At 63.6% G+C, this 22,818-nt stretch carries 20 protein-coding genes, 1 tRNA gene and 2 riboswitches; of the genes, 6 read left to right on the top strand and 15 right to left on the bottom strand.

Annotation, left to right across the window (positions count from 1 at the left end; all coding sequences use genetic code 11):
• Positions 1-6: 6 nt before the first annotated feature.
• Together sucC and pcrA are read right to left on the bottom strand one after the other, a co-directional pair.
• Entirely contained in the window at positions 7-1,176 is a 1,170-nt protein-coding gene (sucC, locus tag ABD687_RS16980) for an ADP-forming succinate--CoA ligase subunit beta (protein ID WP_217388367.1), read from the bottom strand.
• A 239-nt stretch (positions 1,177-1,415) separates the two neighbouring features.
• The gene (pcrA, locus tag ABD687_RS16975; RefSeq protein WP_310289487.1) at positions 1,416-3,821 is read right to left on the bottom strand and encodes a DNA helicase PcrA; all 2,406 of its coding nucleotides are present in this window, start codon (positions 3,819-3,821) and stop codon (positions 1,416-1,418) included.
• A 73-nt stretch (positions 3,822-3,894) separates the two neighbouring features.
• Between pcrA and ABD687_RS16970 the strand changes: the two genes are divergently transcribed.
• The gene (locus ABD687_RS16970) at positions 3,895-4,530 is read left to right on the top strand and encodes a hypothetical protein (protein ID WP_310289489.1); all 636 of its coding nucleotides are present in this window, start codon (positions 3,895-3,897) and stop codon (positions 4,528-4,530) included.
• 97 nt (positions 4,531-4,627) lie between these two features.
• Positions 4,628-4,704, top strand: a tRNA-Arg gene (locus ABD687_RS16965).
• A 615-nt stretch (positions 4,705-5,319) separates the two neighbouring features.
• Here ABD687_RS16965 and ABD687_RS16960 read toward each other — a convergent pair.
• Complete coding sequence (locus ABD687_RS16960) at positions 5,320-6,549, bottom strand: ROK family transcriptional regulator (protein ID WP_264268518.1); 1,230 nt, start codon at positions 6,547-6,549, stop codon at positions 5,320-5,322.
• Between the two features lie 207 nt (positions 6,550-6,756).
• Here ABD687_RS16960 and ABD687_RS16955 point away from each other — a divergent pair, with 207 nt between their 5' ends.
• Positions 6,757-7,158, top strand: a complete 402-nt coding sequence (locus tag ABD687_RS16955; RefSeq protein ID WP_264268519.1) for an NUDIX hydrolase — start codon at positions 6,757-6,759, stop codon at positions 7,156-7,158.
• Positions 7,159-7,168: 10 nt separating this feature from the next.
• Here the strand turns inward: ABD687_RS16955 and ABD687_RS16950 are convergent, their stop codons facing one another.
• The 10 genes from ABD687_RS16950 to ABD687_RS16905 form a co-directional block, all read right to left on the bottom strand.
• On the bottom strand, positions 7,169-9,025 hold the full coding sequence (locus tag ABD687_RS16950) for an ABC transporter ATP-binding protein (RefSeq protein ID WP_302262962.1): 1,857 nt from the start codon (positions 9,023-9,025) through the stop codon (positions 7,169-7,171).
• Positions 9,026-9,476: 451 nt separating this feature from the next.
• Positions 9,477-11,798, bottom strand: coding sequence for an FdhF/YdeP family oxidoreductase (locus tag ABD687_RS16945; protein WP_264268521.1), 2,322 nt, complete (start codon positions 11,796-11,798; stop codon positions 9,477-9,479).
• A gap of 72 nt (positions 11,799-11,870) precedes the next feature.
• A complete protein-coding gene (gene fdhD / locus ABD687_RS16940; RefSeq protein ID WP_264268522.1) occupies positions 11,871-12,704 on the bottom strand; it encodes a formate dehydrogenase accessory sulfurtransferase FdhD in 834 nt (277 codons plus the stop codon).
• A gap of 63 nt (positions 12,705-12,767) precedes the next feature.
• Positions 12,768-13,967 carry a molybdopterin molybdotransferase MoeA gene (locus tag ABD687_RS16935; RefSeq protein ID WP_264268523.1) on the bottom strand — a complete coding sequence of 400 codons (1,200 nt, stop codon included), beginning with the start codon at positions 13,965-13,967 and terminating at the stop codon, positions 12,768-12,770.
• A 10-nt stretch (positions 13,968-13,977) separates the two neighbouring features.
• Positions 13,978-14,256 (bottom strand): DUF6457 domain-containing protein, encoded by a 279-nt coding sequence (locus ABD687_RS16930; protein ID WP_264268524.1) that lies wholly within the window; start codon positions 14,254-14,256, stop codon positions 13,978-13,980.
• Between the two features lie 15 nt (positions 14,257-14,271).
• Entirely contained in the window at positions 14,272-14,940 is a 669-nt protein-coding gene (gene mobA, locus ABD687_RS16925) for a molybdenum cofactor guanylyltransferase (RefSeq protein WP_264268525.1), read from the bottom strand.
• Positions 14,937-15,434 carry an HNH endonuclease gene (locus ABD687_RS16920; RefSeq protein WP_264268526.1) on the bottom strand — a complete coding sequence of 166 codons (498 nt, stop codon included), beginning with the start codon at positions 15,432-15,434 and terminating at the stop codon, positions 14,937-14,939. The genes mobA and ABD687_RS16920 overlap by 4 nt, the downstream gene beginning before the upstream one ends.
• Positions 15,435-15,984: 550 nt before the next feature.
• The gene (locus tag ABD687_RS16915; protein WP_264268527.1) at positions 15,985-16,818 is read right to left on the bottom strand and encodes a C40 family peptidase; all 834 of its coding nucleotides are present in this window, start codon (positions 16,816-16,818) and stop codon (positions 15,985-15,987) included.
• 5 nt (positions 16,819-16,823) lie between these two features.
• Positions 16,824-16,977, bottom strand: a riboswitch (cyclic di-AMP (ydaO/yuaA leader).
• A 127-nt stretch (positions 16,978-17,104) separates the two neighbouring features.
• Positions 17,105-18,028, bottom strand: coding sequence for a M23 family metallopeptidase (locus tag ABD687_RS16910; RefSeq protein ID WP_310289495.1), 924 nt, complete (start codon positions 18,026-18,028; stop codon positions 17,105-17,107).
• Between the two features lie 87 nt (positions 18,029-18,115).
• A riboswitch (cyclic di-AMP (ydaO/yuaA leader) is annotated at positions 18,116-18,289 on the bottom strand.
• 92 nt (positions 18,290-18,381) lie between these two features.
• On the bottom strand, positions 18,382-19,077 hold the full coding sequence (locus ABD687_RS16905; RefSeq protein WP_264268529.1) for an iron-dependent transcriptional repressor DtxR: 696 nt from the start codon (positions 19,075-19,077) through the stop codon (positions 18,382-18,384).
• Between the two features lie 197 nt (positions 19,078-19,274).
• On the opposite strand from ABD687_RS16905, the gene serC reads away from it, so the two are divergent.
• Positions 19,275-20,396 carry a phosphoserine transaminase gene (serC, locus tag ABD687_RS16900; RefSeq protein ID WP_264268530.1) on the top strand — a complete coding sequence of 374 codons (1,122 nt, stop codon included), beginning with the start codon at positions 19,275-19,277 and terminating at the stop codon, positions 20,394-20,396.
• Positions 20,397-20,574: 178 nt separating this feature from the next.
• Here the strand turns inward: serC and ABD687_RS16895 are convergent, their stop codons facing one another.
• The gene (locus ABD687_RS16895; protein WP_310289498.1) at positions 20,575-21,090 is read right to left on the bottom strand and encodes a DUF3027 domain-containing protein; all 516 of its coding nucleotides are present in this window, start codon (positions 21,088-21,090) and stop codon (positions 20,575-20,577) included.
• A gap of 4 nt (positions 21,091-21,094) precedes the next feature.
• Entirely contained in the window at positions 21,095-21,478 is a 384-nt protein-coding gene (locus tag ABD687_RS16890) for a cold-shock protein (RefSeq protein ID WP_264268532.1), read from the bottom strand.
• Between the two features lie 251 nt (positions 21,479-21,729).
• On the opposite strand from ABD687_RS16890, the gene ABD687_RS16885 reads away from it, so the two are divergent.
• A complete protein-coding gene (locus tag ABD687_RS16885; RefSeq protein ID WP_264268533.1) occupies positions 21,730-21,960 on the top strand; it encodes a hypothetical protein in 231 nt (76 codons plus the stop codon).
• A 133-nt stretch (positions 21,961-22,093) separates the two neighbouring features.
• The gene (locus ABD687_RS16880) at positions 22,094-22,804 is read left to right on the top strand and encodes a response regulator transcription factor (RefSeq protein WP_217388348.1); all 711 of its coding nucleotides are present in this window, start codon (positions 22,094-22,096) and stop codon (positions 22,802-22,804) included.
• The last annotated feature ends 14 nt before the right edge of the window (positions 22,805-22,818 follow it).

The following is a 22,818-nucleotide window of genomic DNA, read 5'->3' as shown; positions in this document are numbered from 1 at the left end:
CCCTACTTACTTCGCTGCGTTGGCGAGCTCGGCGGCCTTGTCGGCGCCCTCGTCCATGGTTGCTGCCAGGGTGACCAACGGGTGGTTGGCCTCGGCCAGGATGCGGCGGCCCTCTTCGACGTTGTTGCCGTCGAGGCGCACGACCAGCGGCTTGTTGGCGGAGGAACCGAGTTCGGCCAGCGCGCCGACGATGCCCTTGGCAACGGCGTCACACGCGGTGATGCCACCGAAGACGTTCACGAAGACCGACTTGACCTGCTTGTCGTTCAGGATGACGTCCAGGCCTGCGGCCATGACCTCGGCGGAGGCTCCACCGCCGATGTCCAGGAAGTTGGCGGGCTTCACGTTGCCGTGGTTTTCGCCGGCGTAGGCAACGACGTCGAGGGTCGACATGACCAGGCCTGCACCGTTGCCGATGATGCCAACTTCGCCGTCCAGCTTGACGTAGTTCAGGTCCATTGCCTTGGCCTTGGCCTCGAGCGGATCCGCTGCGTCCTTGTCCTCAAGCTCGACGTGGTGCGGGTGGCGGAACTCGGCGTTCTCGTCGATGGAGACCTTGCCGTCGAGGGCGACGATGTCGCCGGCGCCGGTGCGAACCAGCGGGTTGACCTCAACCAGGGTTGCGTCTTCCTTCTTGAAGACGTCCCACAGCTTCAGGATGGCGGAGGCGACCTTTTCGGTCAGCTCCGGGGCGAAACCGGCGGCGGCGACGATCTCGTCGGCCTTGGCCTGGTCGATGCCCACGGCCGGGTCAACTGCAATGCGGGCCAGGGCCTCGGGACGCTCAACGGCGAGGTCCTCGATTTCCATGCCGCCTTCCACCGAGCACATGGCCAGGTAGTTGCGGTTCGCGCGGTCCAGCAGCACCGAGAAGTAGAACTCCTCGGCAATGTCGGCGCCCTGGGCGATCATGACCTTGTTCACGGTGTGGCCCTTGATGTCCATGCCGAGAATGTCGGTTGCGTATGCGAATGCCTCGTCGGCGGTCTTTGCGACCTTGACGCCGCCGGCCTTGCCGCGGCCTCCGACCTTTACCTGGGCTTTAACAACCACGACGCCGCCGATTTTCTCGGCTGCTGCCTTGGCTTCTTCAGGAGTGTAGGCAACGATGCCGGCCAGCACGGGTACGCCGTGCGACTCGAACATATCGCGCGCCTGGTATTCATACAGGTCCACGGGCTTGTGTCCTTCTTGTCGAAGTCTATGCTGACTCAAGGCATGGCTCCGTAGGCACGGTTCCATGCATCGAGGGGGTAGAGCCCAACCTGGGATAAGGCCAGGCTCCTTGCTCAGCCTAACGCCTTAGCGCCCAATGGCACAGTTCTACATTCGGTAGAGCCATCGGGCGCGTGAGTACCGACACAACCACATCACCGCAGGTCCGGACGGATGTGTCGACAATGCCCGGGAACCGGCTAGTCAGCCTTGGTTAGCGGGGCGTATCGCAGCAATAGGCGTTTCTCGGCATCAGCGAACTTAACCTTCGCCACTGTCTTGTCCCCGGCACCCTCCAGCGCCAGAACCACGCCTTGGCCGAAGGTCCCGTGTGTCACCTTGTCCCCCACCGACAAGGAAATGATTTCCTTGTTTGGCTGCACACGGCCCTTGGCCCGCGCCGGGGGCGCGGTGCTCAACGTGTGGATCTCCGGGGCACCGGAAAGCCTGCCTCCGCCACCGCTGCCGGACCCTGCGCCCCAATAGGAACCCGATTCGTAGCGGCTGGTGGCAAAGTTGTTGCGCCCGCCGAAGGACTCAAAGCTGGCCCGCTTGGTGCCCTCGCGTTTCCAGTCCACAAGACTCGCGGGGATTTCCTCAAGGAACTGGCTGGCGGGGTTGTATTGGGACTGGCCCCACAGGCTCCGGTATTCGGCCCGCGTCAAGTAGAGACGCTGGCGGGCACGGGTGAGCCCCACATAGGCCAGTCTGCGTTCCTCCGCCAATTCCTTCTCGTCGGTCAGCGAGCGCTGGTGCGGGAAGATCCCGTGTTCCATGCCAGTGAGGAAGACCACCGGGAATTCCAGCCCCTTGGCCGTGTGCAAGGTCATGAGCGTGACCATTCCCTCACGGTGCGCCATGTCCGCGCCCTCCGCATCGTTCGGTGCGTCGGGGATGGAATCGGCGTCGGCCACCAGCGCCACGCGTTCCAGGAAATCCGTAAGCGTTCCCTCGGGATTCTCCTTCATGAAGTCCCGCACCACCGCCACGAGCTCGGCGAGGTTCTCAACGCGGGATTCGTCCTGTGGGTCGTTGGATGAACGCAGCATTTCCAGGTAGCCGGTCTGCTCCAGGACCGCTTCCAGCGCCTCGGCAGGTCCCGAGCCCTCTGCGACCACTGAGAGGTCGTCAATGATCTTCACGAAGGCGCCGATCATGTTTTGCCCGCGGGTTCCGAGGCCGGGGGCGTCATCGGCACGGCGCAGCGCCGCCATGAAGGAGATCCGTTCGCGTTCGGCCAGCGCGGCCACCGAGTATTCGGCCCGGTCCCCGATCCCGCGCTTGGGCTCGTTGAGAATGCGCCTGACGTTGATGTCGTCTTCCGGGTTCACCAGCACCCGCAGGTAGGCCAGGGCGTCCTTGACTTCCTTGCGGTCGTAGAAGCGGGTTCCGCCAATGACCTTGTACTTCAGGTCCACGCGGATCAACTGTTCCTCGAGGGAACGCGATTGCGCGTTGGTGCGGTAGAAGACGGCAACATCCCCGGGGCGGATGCCTTCCTCGTCATTCAGGCGCAGGATCTCATCGGCGATCCAGCGGGCCTCGTCAGACTCGGACTCCCCCACGTAGCCGATGATCAGTTCGCCGTCGCCCTCCGCGGTCCACAGTCGCTTTTCGGGGCGGTCGGGGTTGCGCTTAATCACTTCGTTGGCGGCCGAGAGGATCGTTTGCGTCGAACGGTAGTTCTGCTCGAGCTTGATCGTTTCGGCGTCCGGATAATCCTTGGAGAACTCGTTGATGTTGCGGATGTCCGCGCCACGGAAGGCATAGATCGATTGGTCCGAGTCGCCCACCACAGTCAGTTCGCCGCCGGGAGTGGGGCCGTCCGGGCCGGTCAGTTCACGCACCAGGGCGTACTGTGCGTGGTTGGTGTCCTGGTACTCGTCGACCATGACGTGGCGGAAACGCCGGCGGTAATTGTCGGCGACCGCAGGGAAGGCGCGGAAGATGTTGACCACGTGGGCAATCAGGTCATCGAAGTCCAGGGCGTTTGCGGCGCGCAAACGCTCGGTGTAGCCGCGGTACACCTGGAGGACGGCCGAGGCGAACGGGTCATTGCCTGCGACTGTGGCGGCATATTGTTCATCGTCAATGAGCTCGTTCTTCAGCGCGGAGATCTTGTGCGCGATCGACTTGGGCGTGAACTTCTTCGGATCCAGCTCCAGGCCCTTGGCCACCATCGTGATCAGGCGCAGGGAATCTGCGGAGTCATAGATGGAGAAGCTGGACTTCAGTCCCACCGAAGCCGCCTCCCGGCGAAGGATGCGCACGCACGAGGAGTGGAACGTTGAAACCCACATTTTCTTGGCCACGTCTTCACCCACCAGGGCGGCGATTCGCTCACGCATTTCGGCCGCGGCCTTGTTGGTGAACGTAATGGCCAGGATCTCGTGTGGACGTGCCCGACCCGTGGCCAGGAGATAGGCAATGCGATGTGACAGCACCCGGGTCTTGCCCGACCCGGCCCCGGCGACAATCAGCAACGGGGAGCCTGCATGCTTGACCGCCTGCTCCTGCTCGGGATTTAAACCGGCAAGCAGCTCTTGGGTGCCTGGCAATTGTGGGGCTGGAGCGGGCGCGACGAAGTCATCGAAAAGGAAATCCATGATGTGCCCTAGTCTACGGCGGAGCAGCCACGCATTGGGCGGGCGCGGATCGATTGACGGCATAATTGGGGTTATGGCCAAGTCACAGAAGAAAAAGAAGAAGTACAACCGCCCCGCCGCGGCAACTGCGCCGATCAATCCCTCGACTCAGCGAACGCCGGAGAAGGCCGCAGGCAACGCCAGCCTGATCCTGATTGCCGGTTTGGTCGTCACGCTGTTCCTCTTCGGGTACTTCCACTTACTAGTGTTAAACCAGATGGAAGATCTGTCCAACGGACTGACCATGCCCGACCAAATGATCGGGGGCTATTCCGTGGAGCACGTGGAGGCATTGCGCCAGGCCATGGACGCGGACGCCGCAGGGCAACTGAACTACGTGCATAAAACCGCAGGGTTGCTGTTCCCGCTCTTTCTGGCCTTGATCACCATGCTGGCAGTCAACATCAACACCGCCCGTGGTTCGGTCCGCTGGATCCTGTGGGTGCCCCCGATGGCCTTCGCGGTTGTCGACCTTTGGGAGAACCGGGCGATCGACGCCTTGTTCATCGGCGCGCTGGATCCGGCAGCCGTCTCGTTGGCCTCAACTCTGACCACCACGCGGTGGATGCTGCTCTTTGCAACCGCGGCGATCTTGTTCGGTGTGCTCATTGCCGCCTTTGTGCGCACTTTCCGGGAGAAGTGGGAACTGTCCAAGCGGGGACTGCTCTAGGCCAAGGACCGCGTGACTCCCCGGCACGCGGCGCCACATTAACCACGATTCGCCAAAATACCGTTAGAATTGGTCCGGATCGTTTTTGACGATTCGAGCCTCTGTAGCTCAGTTGGATAGAGCGACTCTCTCCTAAAGAGTAGGCCGTCGGTTCAATTCCGGCCAGGGGCACCAAAACGAAACGCGATCTGCATGTATGCAGGTCGCGTTTCGTTTATGCAAAATCCGTCCGCGCCCATCTGCAGTTGCGCCAGCACCAAGGGAGCCGGCGGGCGAGTCCCCAGAGCGCCAAGCCCGTCCCGGCAATGACGCCGGTCACTTTGCCTCGGAGGCGTAGGGGACGAAGAGTGCTTTGCGCATTCAGAGGGTGCCCCGTCCGCGGGGAAGAACGGCATTTCCACGGCCGCGGCACCGCATTGGCGAAGGGGGCGATAGGCCGCAGCGACACGGTATTTTCTCACGAGCATCGCCTGCGTGAAATCCGGATGGACGCTTAAATGGGAGTGCCGTCGACCGGTGAATCCGTGGGATAACTCCCATTACATCCTACGGCACCGGTCGACGGCGTTAAGAGTCGGGTCCCCAGCAGCCGACCTGCCGTTCCCCCACGCACTGTGTTCGCGGATAAACAAGACCAACACGAAAACAACGGTGGGCAGCTCGGTTGCCACCAACTCTTATTGGTCATCTAAATTCATTAGAGAAAGTTTGTCAACTGACTCATGGGTAATAAGTCAAAGGATCGTTCAAAACGGTAATGAACGATCCTTTGACGTAATATACGACCGCTTAGCGCAGCAACAGTGCCGCGGCCTTTGGCGAGAGGCTCGCGTCCATGATCGCGCAGGCCCCGCCAATTGCGCCAACTTCGTGGCCCAATGTCGAGGAGCGAACCTCGATCGCGTGCACGTGCTTGGAGCTGAAGCGTTCGTTGATGATCGCACGCACATCTTCGAGGCACCATTCATCGACCTCTGCCCACAAGGGGCCAGCCAAAATCACCAATCCGACGTCGAGGGTGTTGCAGAGCTGTCCGGCAACCTGGCCCACATGTCCCATGCATTCCCGGATGAGTTCCACAGCCACTTCATTGCCGGATTGCGCCAAGGCCACGATTTCGTTCATGCCGGCCGCGCGCTCTTCGGCGTTGCCGTCATCTGGTGCCGTGAGGTTCAGGCCTCGCTCGCGTGCCTGCTGCGCAATCATGTTGAACGACAATGAGGCATGCAGGCAATCGTTGCGGCCGCAAATGTTGCAGTCCTGGGAAATGACGCCGGTGGAGTAATGCCCGATTTCACCTGCGTTGTTGCTGATGCCGCGATGGATTTCGCCGTTGAGGACCATCCCTGCACCGATTCCGGCACCGACATACATCGTGACGAAATTGTCGCGCTCGGCGTCGTTGCCCTTCCACTGTTCCGCGATGGAGGCGGCAATGGTGTCTTTTTCAATGATGACATCGAGCTTGAGCAACCGGTGCAAGGGTCCGACCATGTCAACGTCTTTCCAACCGTCGAGCAGCGGCGGATCGATCATCACCCCGCGTTCGGGATCCAAGGGACCGGGAACAACGACACCCACGCCCAACACGTTGGAACGCGGTACTCCGGATTCGGAAATAATCTCGTCCACGGTCGTCGCCATGGTTTCGATGGTCTTTTCCGGAACCTCGACGGCGGGAATATCCAGGCGGCGCGAGTGCAGGATTTCACCCCGCAGGTTCAGTATCACCACGGTGATTACGCCGGGATCCAGGTGGATACCTACGGCCACCATGCGGTTGGATTCAAGTTCCAAGACGGTACGCGGTTTGCCCGGGCCCGAAACAATCGTCCGGTCCTCGCGGACCAGACCTTCATCCAAGAGTCGGCGCACGACGTTTGAAATGGTCTGTGGGGAAAGCCCGGTCGAGCCTGCAAGCTCCACACGGCTGACCCCGTCAACTGCACGGCGAATCGATTCAAAAATGACCGCCTGATTAAAATCCCCGAGTCGACCTAAGTTGGTGCCCCGCTGCATCAATTCTCCATTTGTAGATCCACATTTGATCCCCCATTGGCAATGCCCGAACCACTTGTCCCCAATGACTAGTGGGGTTCCTGGAACACGGCGCGCTGGCGAATTGTCTCCAGTATCCACGAGTAAATGGAAAAACGCGCCCGTAGGCCTGTCCACAAAGCACGCTATCACCCCACCTGTGCTTTTAGCGGTTGTTAAGCTCAAGTTGTGCCAAAGATTCTTACCATCGCAGCCTTGCAACTACTAGACGCCTCCGGACGCATCCTTTTGGTGCGCAAGCAGGGGACCACTACCTTCATGCAGCCGGGAGGAAAACTCGAATTCGGGGAAAGTCCACTGTCCGCGGTATTGCGGGAAACACAGGAGGAAATCGGACTGGTTTTCAGTCCCGACCAAGTCACCGCCATGGGGATGTGGAAGGGGCCTGCAGCCAACGAGGCCGACACCGACATCCACGCCTATTTGTTTGCCGCGCGAACCCTGGAGAGCCCGAGAATCCAAGCCGAAATCGACCAAATCATGTGGCTGGAGCCGGAAACTGCGATGGCCCGACCTGACATCGCGCCCCTACTTCGCGAAAAGGTCTTGCCCGGCTTGCTGGGTCGCTGACACCCCGGCCCTACTGCGCGAACTGGGTGTCGTGCAATTCGGCATAACGCCCTCGCACGGCCATGAGCTCGGTGTGGGTGCCGCGCTCGGCAATCCGTCCATCCTCGATGACCAGGATCATGTCGGCCGTGCGGATCGTGGAGAGGCGGTGCGCGATGACCAGGGCCGTCCGGTTTTCCAGTGCTTCGGCCAACGCGGCCTGGACGGCCGCTTCGTTGGAAGAATCCAGCGCGGCGGTGGCCTCATCGAGAATGACCACCTGCGGGGCGGCCAGGAGCAGCCGCGCAATGGTCATGCGCTGGCGCTCCCCACCCGAGAGCCGGTAGCCACGTTCCCCCACCACCGTGTCCAGCCCGTCGGGAAGCGCTTCGATGGTGGGTTCCAACCGGGCTCGCTGCAGCGCCTGCCAAAGCTCCGCGTCGCTGGCCTCCGGCTTGGCCAGGCGCAGGTTTGATCCAATCGTCTCGTGGAAAAGATGCCCGTCCTGCGTGACCATGGAAACGGTGGAGCGCAACGAACCCAGTTTCAGTTCGCGGATATCGACCCCCGCCAACTGCACGCTGCCCGAATCAACGTCGTAGAGCCGCGCCAGCAGGGAAGCGATCGTTGATTTTCCGGCCCCCGAGGAGCCGACCAGGGCCACCGTGGTCCCGGCGGGGATCTCGAAGTCGATACCGTGCAATACCGTTTCCCCGCCCCGGGTGTCGAGCACCGCGACGTCTTCCAGGGAGGCCAGGGACACCTTCTCCGCACTGGGGTAGGCAAAGGAAACGTTGGAAAACTTCACCGACACCGGGCCTGGATCCAGCACGCGGGCATTGGGTGAGTCGCTGATCAGGGGCTTGAGGTCAAGGATTTCAAAGACGCGGTCAAAGCTCACCAGGGCACTGGTGATTTCCACCCGGGCGTTGGCCAGCGCAGTCAGCGGCGCGTAGAGCCGGGTGAGCAGCAATGCCAACACCACCACATCACCGGCGGCCAGCTGGCCGCGCACCGCGTAGACACCGCCGAGCCCGTACACCAGGGCCAGGGCCAGGGCAGCCACCAAGGTGAGCATGGAGACGAAGAAGAACTGGCGCATGGCCATCTTCACCCCGATGTCCCGCACGCGTCCGGCGCGGGTGGCAAACTGCGCCGATTCGTCGGCCGGGCGCCCGAATAGCTTTATCAGCGTAGCCCCGGGGGCGGAGAACCGTTCGGTCATTTGGGTGCCCATGGAAGCGTTGAGGTCCGCCGATTCCTTGCGCAGCAAGGCCAGGGATTTGCCGAAGTGGCGTGCGGGAAACAGGAAGACCGGCAGCAGCACCAACGCCAGCGCAGTGACCTGCCAAGACGTGGAGAACATGACACCTGCGGTCAACACCACTGCCACGGTGTTCGAAACCAGGCCCGAGAGGGTTCCGGCAAAAGCGGATTGGGCTCCGATCACGTCATTGTTCAGGCGGCTGACCAGGGCCCCGGTGCGCGTGCGGGTAAAGAATGCCACGGGCATCTTCTGCACGTGGTCAAAGACTGCGGTGCGCAGATCGAAGATGATTCCCTCGCCCAGTTTCGAGGAGAACCAGCGGACCACCAGCGAGATGACGGCGTCCAACACCGCCACGATCGCGATGATCCCCGCCAGATTCAACACCACCTGGATCCCGGTTTGGGCCACGATGGCATCAACCACGCGTCCGGCCAACACCGGGGTGATCACTGCCAAGACGGCCGACAGCACAGAGAACAGCACGAAGACCAAAAGCCGGTTCTTGTAGCTCGCGGCAAAGGCCAGCACCCTCCGCGGTGTCGTGGACGCATATGCCTTGCCCTTGTCCGGTCCGGACATTCTCCACAATGAATGCCAGGCCGCAGTTTCCATGCTCATGTTTTTGTTCTCGCCATTCAGCCGGGTTGTCGTGCCGTACCCGGCCAATGACTCCGCCGGGGATTAAAAAGATCGTCGATCGTGGGCCAGCATACGCAGGTGCCCGCCTCCGACATAACCACCGTGGCGCCCGGGTTCTTCCCGGATCCGCCGCCGGCGCATATGGAGGCACGCCCCGCGGGAGTAAAGTGGGCGACCTCGAGGCCATCCCCGGCCGGCTCCCACGACGCAAAATTGGTCGCAATTCTCCGGTGAGTGCCACTCCGGGGAGGGTGAAACGAAACGTGCGCAGGGGGAGGTGCGAACGGCTTTGACCCGGCTCGGGATCACAGTTTCTCGCCGCCGGGATCACCAGAAGCAGCTGCCCACGCAACGAAGGTCCCGGTGACTTGCCCACCGAGACCTTCGTGTTGCTTCCGCAAAGCTACGGGCTCGCCGCGCTTTTTCGGGGCTAGCTGTCCAGCGTCGGGCCCGGCGCGAGTTCGTGCGGCACGAAGCGCACCATGATGGCCTTGAATCCCGGCGTATTGGATTCGCGTGCCACCAAGTCTCGGTGGACCAGTGCATTGGCTTCCGGGAAGTAGGCTGCTGCGCAGCCCTTGGCAGTCGGATAGGAGACAAGCCGGAAGCGGTTGGCCCGGCGTTCGGTGCCGCCAAAGGTGGAAATGACGTCCACCAAGGACTTGTCCTCCAAACCGAGTTCTGCAAGGTCCTGCGGGTTGATCAGGATGACGCGGCGCCCGTCCTTGATGCCGCGGTAGCGGTCGTCCAGACCGTAGAACGTGGTGTTGTACTGGTCGTGGCTGCGCATGGTCTGCAGGACCAGGTGGCCCTCGGGCGCGTAGAGCGCCTCGAAGGGCGAAACGGTGAACTTACCCTTGCCGATGTCGGTGGCGAAGGACCTGGTGTCGCGCGGAGGGTTGGGCAGCACAAAGCCGTTGCGCCCGCGCACCCGCTTGTTGAAGTCCCCGAAGCCCGGCAGCACGCGGGAGATGTGGTCGCGAATGACGTCGTAGTCCTCCGCCATTCCCTTCCAGTCGACCGAGTGGTCCTCGCCGAGAATGGCTTGGGCCATCCGCGCCACGATAACCGGCTCGGCGAGCAGGTGCTCGGAGACCGGCTTGAGTCGGCCCTGGGTGGAGTGGATGACCGACATGGAGTCCTCCACCGAGAGGAATTGTGCGCCGCCCGGGTGCTTGTCGTCCCGGTCGGTGCGTCCCAGGGTCGGCAGGATCAGCGAGGTCTGCCCGTGCACCACGTGGGAGCGGTTGGGCTTGGTGGAGATGTGCACCGTGAGCTTGGCGCGCTGCATGCCCGCCTCCAATGCCTCGGTTTCCGAGTTTGCAAGGGCGAAGTTCCCGCCCATGGAGACAAAGACGTCTACCTCGTCTTCCTCGAAGGCTTGCAGGGCCTCGGTGGAGTCGTAGCCATGGGCGCGCGGGGAATCGATGTTGAATTCGGCATCCAGGGCGGCCAGCAATGCCTCGCCCGGCTTTTCCCAGATGCCCATGGTTCGGTCGCCCTGGACATTTGAGTGTCCGCGGACCGGGCAGGCACCGGCGCCGGGCTTGCCGAAGTTCCCCTGCACCAGCAGGAGGTTGATGATTTCCTTCAGCGTGGGCACCGAGTGCGGCTGCTGCGTCAGGCCCAGCGCCCAGCAGAAGATGGAGGCCTTGGACTTGATGAGCAGGTTGGCAACGGTGGTGATCTCGGCACGGGTGAGCCCGGTGGCTTCCTCGGTGGCTTCCCAGTCCAGGGTTAAGCGGGCTTCCTTGTACGCTTCGTAGCCGTCGGTGGCCGAGTCGATGAACTCCTTGTCGATGACGGTGCCGGGGTTCTTGGCCTCGGCCTCGAAGATCAGGTGGCCGAAGGCCTGGAAGAGGGCCAGGTCCCCGCCGACCTTGATCTGCAGGAAGTGGTCGCTGATGTCATCGGAGCGTCCCAGCATGCCATTGAGCGACTGCGGATCCTTGAACCCGAAGAAGCCGGCCTCGGGCAACGGGTTGACCGCCACGATGTGGGCGCCGCGCTTGCGGGCATCGGCGAGGGCGGAAAGCATCCGGGGGTGGTTGGTGCCGGGGTTCTGGCCAATGACAAAGATCAACTCGGCGTGTTCGAAGTCCTCAAGGGAAACGGTGCCCTTGCCGATCCCGATGGTGGGGTTCAGCGCGGAGCCGGAGGATTCGTGGCACATGTTTGAGCAGTCGGGCAGGTTGTTGGTGCCCAGCGAGCGGGCCAGCAGCTGGTACATGAACGCGGTCTCGTTGGCGGTGCGCCCCGAGGTGTAGAACACGCACTTTTCCGGCGTGGTCGCGTTCACATGCTCACCGATGGTGGCAAAGGCCTGTGACCAGGTGATCGGCGTGTAGTGGCTTTCGCCCTCGCGGATGATCATCGGCTCGGTGATCCGGCCTTGGGAGCCGAGCCAGTACTCGGTCTTCTCACGCAGCACGTTGATGGGGTGCTTGGCCCACCACTCGGGAGTCACCGTGCGGGCGCTGGCTTCCTCGGCGATGGCCTTGGCGCCGTTCTCGCAGAACTCCGCGGGCTTGCGCGCCCCGGTGATGGATTCGGGCCAGGCGCAGCCCGGGCAGTCGAACCCGCCGCGCTGGTTGATGCGCAGCATCGAGCTCAGTGTCCGGCTCACGCCCGCCTCGGAGAAGCCGCGTTCCAGTGACACCATCACTGCCTTGACCCCGGCCGCGCTGCGTTTTGGCTCGGTGACTTTCAGGTCATCCTCGTTGATGTCCTGCGTTGGGGCTGGCCGATGCATGTATCCTCCACGTCGAAGTGCGGTGTTGTTGACCGTAGTCGCGCGTGCCGGAAACCGGGTGCCTTATTCGGGCTATGAACCGGTTTTCACCCGGTCGGCATGCGTATATAAGTTCACCGTACTACCCCGTGAGAAACCCGCAAGCGTCAACCCGGTTTCATCGGCCAATTCCACTGCCAGCGAAGAGGGAGCACTGACCGCCGAAAGGACCGGGATCCCTGCCATCGCGGCCTTTTGCACCAGTTCGAAGGAGGCCCGCCCAGAGACTTGCAGGATGGTGTCATGAAGCGGTAATTTTTGTTCGCGTAGCCCGGCCCCGATGACCTTGTCCACGGCGTTGTGCCGTCCCACGTCCTCGCGAAGGACCAGCAGCTCGCCGTCGGTGGTGAACAGCCCCGCCGCGTGCACTCCCCCGGTGGCGCTGAAGAGATTTTGTGCCTCGCGCAGGGTGTCGGGCAATCCCAGCAGCACCTTCACATCCAGGTGGCCCCGGGCCGGGTCCAGCGGATAGGAGGACTTCTTGGAGACCTCGTCGATGGAGTTGGTGCCGCAGATCCCGCAGGCCGAGGAGGTCACGACGTTCCGTGCCGCGGAAAGATCCGGGGCCTGGGCCCCGAAACCAACCTGCACGTCGATGACGTTGAAGGTCTGGTTGCCGTCCTCGTCGGTGCCGGCGCAATAGCGCATGGAGACCAGGTGCTCGGTGCGGCTGATGATTCCCTCGGCGAGAAGGAAGCCGGCGACCATGTCGAAGTCGTCTCCGGGGGTGCGCATGGAGGTGGTGAAGGACGTCCCGTTGAAGCGAATTTCCAGGGGTTCCTCGACCGCGAGTTTTTCCTCGCGCGCGATCCGCGCACCATCCAGCGTGGCGCGGACGATGCGCCTGCGTGCTATTTTCCGTCCCATATCTTTATTGCCCTTCTAGCCTTGGCCGCGTTCCGCAGCTCGCGCGGTGCGGCGACCGCACACCTACCAAGGTAGCCGAAGATAGGGCACCGGATCGCCGGCTGTGGCGCCGTCGGGACCCACCACCAAGATGGCGTCGGCAGCGGCCAGTCCGCGCAGCATGGCAGGTGCCACATGTTCGGCCGGTGCCAGTGCATCGGGGTCGGCACCGCCGGCAGCCGGGACCCAACGGGCCGGGACCAGACGGGTCCTGCCCGGTAGCTTGGTGAAGTCCGTGGCCGAGGTTGCCGTGTGGAGTTCGGCCAATGCGCTGCCGTTTGCCCCGCGCAGGATCGGGTCGACGAGTGTTGCAACGGCCATGAGCGCGGCCAACGGGTTGCCGGGCAGGGCCACCAACAGGCGGTTGCCGGGAAGCACCGCGACCATTGACGGGTGGCCCGGTCGCATGGCCACGGAGGAGATGGCTTCCCGCCCCCCGATGGCGCTGACCGCGGCGCGCACGAAGTCGCGCTCGGAGAATCCAGTGCCCCCGGTGGTCACCACCAGGGCAGCCGCCCTGGCGTCTTCGCCGTCGATGGCCGCGATGGTGGCAGCAAGGGTGTCTCCGATGCGGGTACTGCTGGCAACCGTGCCGCCGAGGGCCGCTACGACCAGGGGCAGCACCGGGGAAAAACCGTCTCGGACCTGGCCAGGTGTCGGGTGACCTGAGGTGATGACCTCATCCCCGGTGAACACCAGGTGCACGGGCGGGACGGCAGCGACCGGGAGTTCGTCGTGTCCCGCCACCGCTGCCGTGGCGATCACACCGGCCCGCAGCAGCGTACCCGCGGCGGCCAGCACATCCCCGGCGGAGGCCTCGGTGCCGGAGGGCCGGATGTCGTCGCCAGCGCGCAATGTCCGCTCGCTGGAGAGCAGGCTTCCCTGGAGCGTCGAGTGCTCGACACGCAGGATGGCCGTGGTGCCCTCGGGAATCAGGGACCCGGTGACCACGGCGCTGGCTTCGCCGGCGGCGAGCACCACGCGGTCCGCCGCAGCGGGGTTGGCTGCGTGCGCCCTGAGCAGTTTCCACGGCCCGGTGCCGTTGACGGCGTATCCGTCCATGGCCGAGGTGGCGCAATGCGGCATCGGGTAGGCGGCCGTCAGATCGGCGGCCAGGATTCGTCCGCCGGCCAGGTGAAGGGGAACGGTTTCGCGAATGCCGGCAATCCTGGAGCCCAGCGCATGGGCATCGGCGCGCGCGGCCTCCCACTGGTGGTCTTCCATGGCGCCCGTGCTAGGCGTTGTCAGGGGAGTCGGTGCGTGCTGCAAGGACCTCGCGGGCCAATCCGTCGGCCGCGTCCATGGCGTCCAGTTCGCCCGACCGGGAGCTGCCGACGGCCAGGCCGGCCGCGTAGCCTGCCACGTAGGTGGTCAGCGGTGCCGCCGGACGGACAATGGTGTGGGCGGCCACCCCTGCAAGCGAAAGAACCTGGTCGATGTCGATCCTGGTGTCGGCGAGGTCAAAGGCCGCCAGCAGTTCCTTGACCCAATCCTCGAGCTCGGCTGCAGGCATGGTGCGTTCTCCTTGTCAATGGCCGTTGGCCACCGCTATCCCGTGGCGCCCGGCATCCCCGGGCGTATCGATGTCGCTGAAGTCCGCATCCGGGAGCTTCAGGCGTTCCATCTGCACTGTAGCAAGCAGACGCATCATTGACGCATTTTCGAGACTTCCGCGGGGTTCGGTGGCCTGGTCGATGGCCTGTCGCAAGGAGGAAGTGAGGATGGCGCAGGAGAGTGTCTGCAGCACGCCCGAGGCATCCTGGGGAACCCATGCCTCGACCCCTTTGGAGGGCTTCCCTGTGGCCGCCAGCAGGGCGTCCACGACAGGACCCGGATCCAGGAAGTCCGAAGCCAGCACCACGGTCAGTTCTGAGGCCTGGTTCTGGCGTTGGGCGCTCTCGTCGTCGGGGCCGTCGTCCAGGGCCGCCCGTCCGGCGGCGACCGCTGCCGCTGGACCGGAAAAGCTGGGGTATTCGCGGGTGATGACCACGCGCTGGAAATCCGGCGCGGTATCCATGTACCGGGTGACGGCTTCGGCCAGGGCATGGGTGCCGACCACGGCGATGGCCTGCGCGTCCCGGACGGCGTTCAGGGAATGCTCCAGCAGCGTTTCCCCTCCGTGTTCCAGTAGGGGCTTGCTGACGCCGCCCAGGCGGGATCCACGGCCACCGGCCACAATAATCGCATCGAATTTCATGCTGCACTCCGTAAGAAGGGACTCCAGGCCTCTGCGGGGCGCTCAAGCTCGGTAATGAACCACTGGGCGCCACGCGGTCGGCTCGGGGCGAACCGCAGCTTCCAGCCAAGCTGTGCTAGCGTCCGGTCCCCCTTGGCGCTGTTGCAGCCTTGGCATGCCGCTACTAGATTCTCCCACGAATCCTCCCCGCCGCGGCTGCGCGGCACGATGTGGTCGATCGTGTTGGCGCTGCGTCCGCAGTATCCGCAGCGGTGCCCGTCGCGGCGCAGCACGCCGCGGCGCGAGACATTGACGGTGTTGCGGTAGGGAAGTCGGATGTACCGATTCAGCAGGATCACCGTCGGCCGGGGCATCACCTGGTTGACCCCGACGATCGGGTCACGGTCGTCATCGGCAAGGACGGTGGCCTTCCCGGTGAGGACAAGGAGAAGTGCCCGGCGGAAGGTGATGACCGCCAGCGGTTCAAATCCTGCATTCAGTACTAGGGTTCGCATACGCGCATCCTTAGATCCTGACCCGGCGCAACGCGAGGGACCCGTCCACGACGGAAGTCCCTCACGGTGGCGCACACGGCACTCGGCTTTGGCTCCTGTGACCTAGCCTAAGACAAGAAACAGCGGTTTTGCGTGTATTTGTGGAAAACCAGTTGAAATTGCCACCATAATTTTCCCTGCAGTACACCCCTCGAACACCTGGCGGACAGGGCTCCGCACGGTGTTCCCGTCCCCCGGGCGCACCACCGTTACCGGCCTGGAACAAGGCGAGGGTAAAAATGCCTGCTGCGTAGCCCGAACGCTCGATGCCGGCCGAACTGGAGACATGGATTTGCTTCCCGTCCGCACCCAGGGCGACTGCGTCCACCGCGCCGTCAGTTCGGGAGCCTTCACTCCAGCTCACTGCCTCGTCGGTGCTTGAAATCGGCATACCCACGCCAATGTCCGGCTTACCAAGCCCGGGTAGGCTTCCATGCAAAAATCCGCATTAACCAGCAAGGCCTCCGGTCGATCCACATGGATCGACCGGAGGCCTTGGAACGCTTGGCGCTTAGCCCTTGAGGGTGTAGTAACCGTAGAGCGGGTTGCGGGAAACGTCGTGAAGCATGGTGTCGACAGTCGGGTTCTGGGCACCGATCATCTTGCCGCCGCCGAGGTAGATGCCGACGTGTCCGCCACCGTTCTGGAAGACGAGGTCACCCGGCTTCGGGGAGCTGGTGCGCACGAACTGGCCCGAAGCGCGGATAGCCGAGGTGCCGCGGGCGATGTTGATGCCGTGCTTTGCGTAGACGTACTTGACGAAGCCCGAGCAGTCCCAGCCCGAGGGGGTGTTGCCGCCCCATACATACGGAACGCCGACGTACTTGGCCGCGGTTGCCGCGATGCCGGACAGGTTGGCGGTGTTCATCGAGTCGCTCTTCACCTTGGGGGCCTCGGAGGCCTTAGGGGTGGAGTCGCGGTTCGAGCGGGTCACCGGCGCCATGGCGTCCGAGTTGCTGCTGGAACGGGTCACCGGGGCGGTGTCGTTGGAGCGCTCGGAAACCTCGTTGGAAACGGCGACGACAACCGGCGCGGGCGCCGGCTTGGAGGTGAACGCTGCGCGTTCGATGTTCAGGTCCTTGGCCTTGGAAGCCGCGACCGAAACGGCCTTGACGGCTACACGCTCTGCTGAGAGGCCTTCAACGGGAACTGCGCTTGCTTCGCGGGAAACATCACCCTGGGCCGGAACGCCCAAAGTGAGCACGAGGCCTGATGCGGCTGCAATCACTGCTGCCTGGCGTCCAACCGAACCAGCGTTCGAGGCAACTGCCTTCGAGATGGATTCGAGTGGGTTGGTCCGAACCGGGGTCGCGCGGTGGCGGCCCAATGCTTGACGTGTAGTCACGTAGTAATGCCTCTCCTGATGCCTGCGAGGTGAGCTGTCGGGTTCGAGTGGGAGTCACTCGGCAATCCGGCCGCCAGGCCGAACCACTTAACCCCAAGGCTTCCTGTGTGGAAACCGAATGTGGGTCCCCCGCCACTGCCAAACGAGTAATTGAACGGACACCGTGGGCTGGCAGTGCTCGGCACTTCCCGCGGCGGTGAACAGGGATGATCCCTGGTCACGTATTTAGAATATATGAAGCGAATCCAAAAGTCACGTTCTGATCACGGAACGGTGACAATTGCCGTTATAACCAGGCCTCGGGGTTTACCCACTTGCCGTTGACGATGACTTCCAGGTGCAGGTGGGGGCCGGTTGAGTTGCCCGTGCTGCCGCTCAAGGAGACGACTTCGCCGCGCTTGACCTTCTGGCCCACCGAAACCTTCAGCGACGAATTGTGGTTGTAGCTGGTGTGCAGTCCGTTGCCGTGGTCGATCTCCACACGGAAGCCCGAGTGGCCGGCCCAGGCGGCCTGCACGACGGTGCCGGCGGCGCTTGCCTTGATCGGCGTGCCCATGGGAACTGCGTAGTCCAAGCCGTTGTGGTTCATGTACCCCGGACCGGTCGGATTCTTGCGGTGGCCGAAGCGCGAGGTCAACCGGATGCTGTCCACCGGCTGGGCCAAGACTCCTTCGGCGGCCAGCTTGGTGACGTCTCCGCCGGCTGCGGTCAAGACCGTTGCCAGCTTGTCTTCCTCGGTGAACTCGCTGGTCAGCGACGCTCGCTCGATCTTGACCTCGTCGTCGGCCGGAGCCATGACGTCGACCACGACGGACTGGGCGACGCGGTCGGATCCCGCGGCTGCCGTTTCGGCTTCCTTTGCGGGAGAGGCTGCGGCGAACGCCAGACCGGAAACGGCGGCGACTGCCGCCAGCTTGTGCGTGAAGCCAAGGCGGGGGCGCTGGGCCCGGGGGGCGAACTTCAGGACATTGTCCAGTTCGTCGACCTCGGCCGGGGCGGCAACGGGTGCTGCCGGCGCAGCCAGGGCGACGGGAATTTCGGTGGCGGCAATTGCGTCCGCGTCCGGGGATACGCCATAGCGCAGGCCCGCTACGAAGCGGCGGCCGGTGTACTGCGTGTTGTCAGGGGTCTCGACGGAATCAGGGACCGCGCTCAGGGCGCGTCGACCGGAACGTCGGGAAGTGTTTTCACCACTCAGGGCGGTGTCCACGATCTGCTCTAGTGAACCTTCAGCAGGCGAAGCATCAACGGGTCCGGAAGCACGGCGGCGCCCGGGAGTGTGCTGCTGAGTCAAATGTCAACCTCTCATGTATCGCCTGCGAAGTTAGCTGTCGGATTCGAGTCATGAGATCAACTCGGCAGAGCCTACATAGTGGACTCAGCTTCACCCCAAGATCCATGGTCCAAGACCAGGAACGGCTGAATGGGTCCTCCGCCCCTACCGGGAATTCTTGCTCCGCGATCCGCCGGTAGGGTTATGCGAACCGGATCGGGACTAGATTGCCTAGGTGCAACCCAACGTGAAACACTACCGGGATTAATGTCAAAGTTACAATTCCGTTATCAATCCATGCGGCGGACAAACACGTGGGCGCTGACTTCCGTCGGAAGCTCCAGCGCGCCCTCGATCCCCTGCACCCGAACAACGACGTAATCGCCGGCCCGTTCGAGGGTGACTAGGGCGCCTGGGCGGATGCCGCCCTCATCGAGCTGCACCAGCAGCTCGGGTTCCACCTGGATGGTTTCGGCCAGTCGCTCGACGCGGACCGGGCCCGTATTCCCGTCGACCAGGGCCGAATCGAGACTTTGGACACGTATCGAGATTTCACCCAGTTCCGGCCCTCCCAGTGTCTCGAGCCCGGGGATCGGATTTCCATAGGGAGAGGACTCGGGCGAACCGAGCAACTTGAACAGGCGCTGCTCCACGCGCTCGCTCATCACGTGCTCCCAACGGCAGGCCTCTTCATGGACGTACTCCCACTCCAAGCCAATGACGTCGGCGAGCAGGCGTTCGGCCAGACGGTGCTTGCGCATCACGCCCGTTGCAACTTCTGCGCCATGTGAGGTCAGTTCGAGGTGGCGGTCGGTGGTCACCACGACCAGTCCGTCGCGCTCCATGCGGGCCACCGTCTGTGAAACCGTGGGCCCGGAGTGCCCCAGTCGCTCGGCAATGCGCGCGCGCAGGGCAATGATGCCCTCTTCCTGGAGTTCCAGGATGGTGCGCAGGTACATTTCGGTGGTATCGATCAAATCTGACACGTTTGCAGCTCCCGCAGGGGTTGATTGTTACAAGAGATCACTACGCGATCCACTCTACCCGCGTTCACATTGGCGACTCGCTATTACACAATGGGCCGCCCAGTGCGCGATTATTGAACCACTGGGCACCCTCAATGCGCATCGGATTGCCGCATCGGAAGTGCCCACAGCGGATAACCCCCCTTATGAGGAGCAACATGAGCACCGGCGTGACCATCCCCCAAGACCTTTTGCCCGTGGACGGACGATTCGGCGCAGGACCTTCCAAGGTCCGCCCCGAACAGATCCAGGCTCTCATCGATGCCGGCACGCAACTCCTGGGGACCTCTCACCGCCAGGCCCCGGTGAAGAACCTGGTCCGCGACATCCAGGAAGGCCTCAAGACGTTCTTCAACGCCCCGGCCGACTACGAAGTGGTCCTGGGCGTGGGCGGATCCACCGCGTTCTGGGACATTGCCGCATTCGGCCTGGTCCGCCACAAGGCCCAGCACCTCTCCTTTGGCGAGTTCGGCTCGAAGTTCGCCGCCGCAACCAACAAGGCGCCCTTCCTTGAGCCGTCCTCCATCATCGTCTCCGAACCAGGCACCCGGCCTGTTCCCGTGGCCGAGGCAGGCGTGGATGTATACGCTTGGCCCCAAAACGAGACCTCCACGGGCGTCGCTGCACCGGTTCACCGCGTTGAAGGCGCCGACGAGGGATCGCTTGTCCTCATCGACGCGACCTCCGCAGCCGGCGGACTGGACGTCGACGTCTCGCAGGCAGATGTGTACTACTTCGCCCCGCAGAAGAACTTCGCCTCCGATGGCGGCTTGTGGATTGCGCTCTTCTCCCCCGCGGCCATCGCCCGCGCCGAGGAAATTGCCGCCTCCGGCCGCTGGATCCCGGACTTCCTGAGCCTGAAGACGGCGATCGACAACTCGCGCCTGAACCAGACGTACAACACCCCGGCCCTGTCCACCTTGGTCACTCTCAACGCCCAGGTGCAGTGGCTCAACGCCAACGGCGGCCTGGCGTTCGCCGCAGCCCGCACCGCGGACTCGGCCTCCCGCATCTACGACTGGGCCGAGGCTTCCGAAGTGGCGACCCCGTACGTCACCGCCCCCGGGGAACGCTCCAACGTCATTGCCACGATCGACTTCGACGATTCGATCGATGCCGCTGCGGTGGCCAAGACCCTGCGCGCCAACGGCGTGGTCGATGTCGAGCCGTACCGCAAGCTCGGCCGCAACCAGCTGCGCGTGGCGACCTTCGTCGCCATTGAGCCCGAGGACGTTTCGTCCCTGCTCAAGTGCATCGAATACGTGCTGAAGAACAGCTAGCTTCTTCAGCCTACGAATCGGGCGGCGCCCACCCACGGTTGATCCCGCGGGTGGGCGCCGCCCGATCTATTTGAGCCGATGCCTGCCGCCCGACGGCAAGGGCGCGGGTAGCGATCCGACGATCGCTACCCGCTCCCTTGTTCATTTCAGGGGACAAGTCCCCTGGTTGCCTATTCAGCTATTTGGCATCTTCGTCCCAGACGTCTTCATCGGAGGCGACTTCGTCCGTCGCGGCCGCGGATTCGGTCTCGGTTTCCGCGGATTCTTCCTCCGTGCCTGAGGGGGCGGAATTGTCCGAGCCCTCCGGAGCCGAAGCTTCGGCGATGCCGTCCGCAACTGCGGCGGCGTCCTCGGCGGCCTGGCGCTCGGCGTCCATTTCCTCCGGTCGAACTCGCTCGGCCCACGGCACCCAGGCCGGGGCCAGCAGTGCGTCCTCGCCGGGAAGGATCCCGACCTCGCACACCGTGAGGTCCTTGGCCTGGGCACGCGGGATGCGGGTCAGCGTGGCAAACCAACTCCAGCCCTCGTAGCCGGGGAGCAACACGTCAAATCGGTGGGTCACCAGGCGTTCGCCGTCGTTCACGGCTTCCTGGTATTCACCGATCGTTGCCTCGTCGGTGATTTCCAGCAGCGCCTTGCGCGCCTGGTCCACGGCCTTGGCCAGTGTCGTATCGAGCATTACTTTGCGGGACATGGGTTCAGGCATCCAAATCGTCGGCTACGGCGCGCAGCACTGCTGCAACCTTGGCGCCTTGGGCTTTTTCGGGGTAACGGCCCCTGCGCAGTCCGTTGGAGACCGAGTCGAGCACTTTGATGAGGTCTTCGATCAGCACCGCGGTGTCCTCGGCAGGCTTGCGCTTGGCGCGGGCCACCGAGGGTGCGTCGTCAATGATGCGAACGCTCAGGGCCTGGGCACCCTTGCGGCCTTCGGCGACACCGAATTCCATGCGGGTACCCGGTCGCAGCTCGGTCGTGCCCACGGGCAGCGCCGAGGCATTCAAGTACACTTCCTGGCCTTCGTCGGTCACCAGGAACCCGAACCCCTTGGAGGGCTCGTACCACTTCACTTTGCCGGTTGGCACGTCTAACTACCTCGTTCTTGCGTCTCAATGGGGCAACGACGGCGGGCCATTCAGGTTCCGCGTTCCCATTTCTGGCGATGTCCCGGCGCGAAACCACGCAGCCCGTCCCTCTATGGGGGCTTGCGGGCGGGCTCATGCGTCCGGGGAAGTCTATATCTTCTAGGGTACGACATCAGCGGCGTGCCCCCTTCCCACCCACGGGCCAGGGCCTCCATGATGGCCGTTTCGCCGGTGCACGGTAGTTTTAAGGGGTGAACACCTCCGCCGCCACCCCCACATCCCTACGCATCCTGACCTTTCTTGCCGGTGGCGTTGCCATCGCCTCACTCGCCGCGCTGGCCGTGATCCTCATCCAATACGCGATGCAGCTTTCCCCTGCCCCGGCGCTGCTGGCCGTGGCGCTCTATGGATTGCCGTTGGCGTTCATCCTGCTCATCGTGATTCTGGTGCTGAACTTCCGCGAGCGCCGCCGCTCCCACTAGACCAGGTCGCCTGCTACCCGCCCAAGTGCCCTGCCGGCTCCGGGCATCTTGGGGGTGACCATGGGGCGCGGCACCCTTGCCCGCACACCAAACACACAGCGTTCTTACAGATAGCGGTTGCAGACTGGTACCCATGAATGCCAAAACCCCCGAAGCGAAGCTCCTGGTCGTCGACGACGAACCGAACATCCGCGAATTGCTCTCCACCTCCCTGCGTTTCGCGGGCTTCGAGGTGGTTGCCGCGGCGAACGGCCGCGAGGCCCTGGCAGCCGTGGAGGCCGACACCCCCGATCTGGCGGTGCTCGACGTGATGCTCCCGGACATGGACGGATTCACCATCACCCGCAGGCTGCGCGCCGCGGGCAAGCACTTCCCGGTCCTTTTCCTCACCGCACGCGACGACACCGAGGACAAGGTCACCGGGTTGACCGTCGGCGGGGACGACTACGTCACCAAGCCCTTCAGCCTCGACGAGGTGGTCGCCCGCATCCGTGCCGTGCTCCGGCGTACCCAGCCGGCCGAGGAAGACAGCGCTATCATCCGGGTGGATGACCTCGAGCTGGATGACGACGCGCACGAGGTCCGCCGCTCCGGCGAGGTCATCGAGCTTTCGCCCACCGAATTCAAGTTGTTGCGCTACCTGATGATGAATCCCAACCGGGTGCTGTCCAAGGCACAGATCCTTGACCACGTATGGGAATACGACTTCAACGGGGACGCTTCCATCGTGGAGTCCTACATTTCCTATCTGCGCCGCAAGATCGATTCCCGCGCCGAGTGGCCCTCGCTGATCCAGACCAAGCGCGGCGTCGGGTACCTCATGCGCACCGCCGACCGCCGCTAAGACGAAAGGCCGGT

The sequence above is a fragment of the Paeniglutamicibacter sulfureus genome, from assembly GCF_039535115.1.
GTDB lineage: Bacteria > Actinomycetota > Actinomycetes > Actinomycetales > Micrococcaceae > Paeniglutamicibacter > Paeniglutamicibacter sulfureus.
Note: the sequence above shows the minus strand (reverse complement) of the source record. Positions and strands in the feature narration are given on the sequence as shown.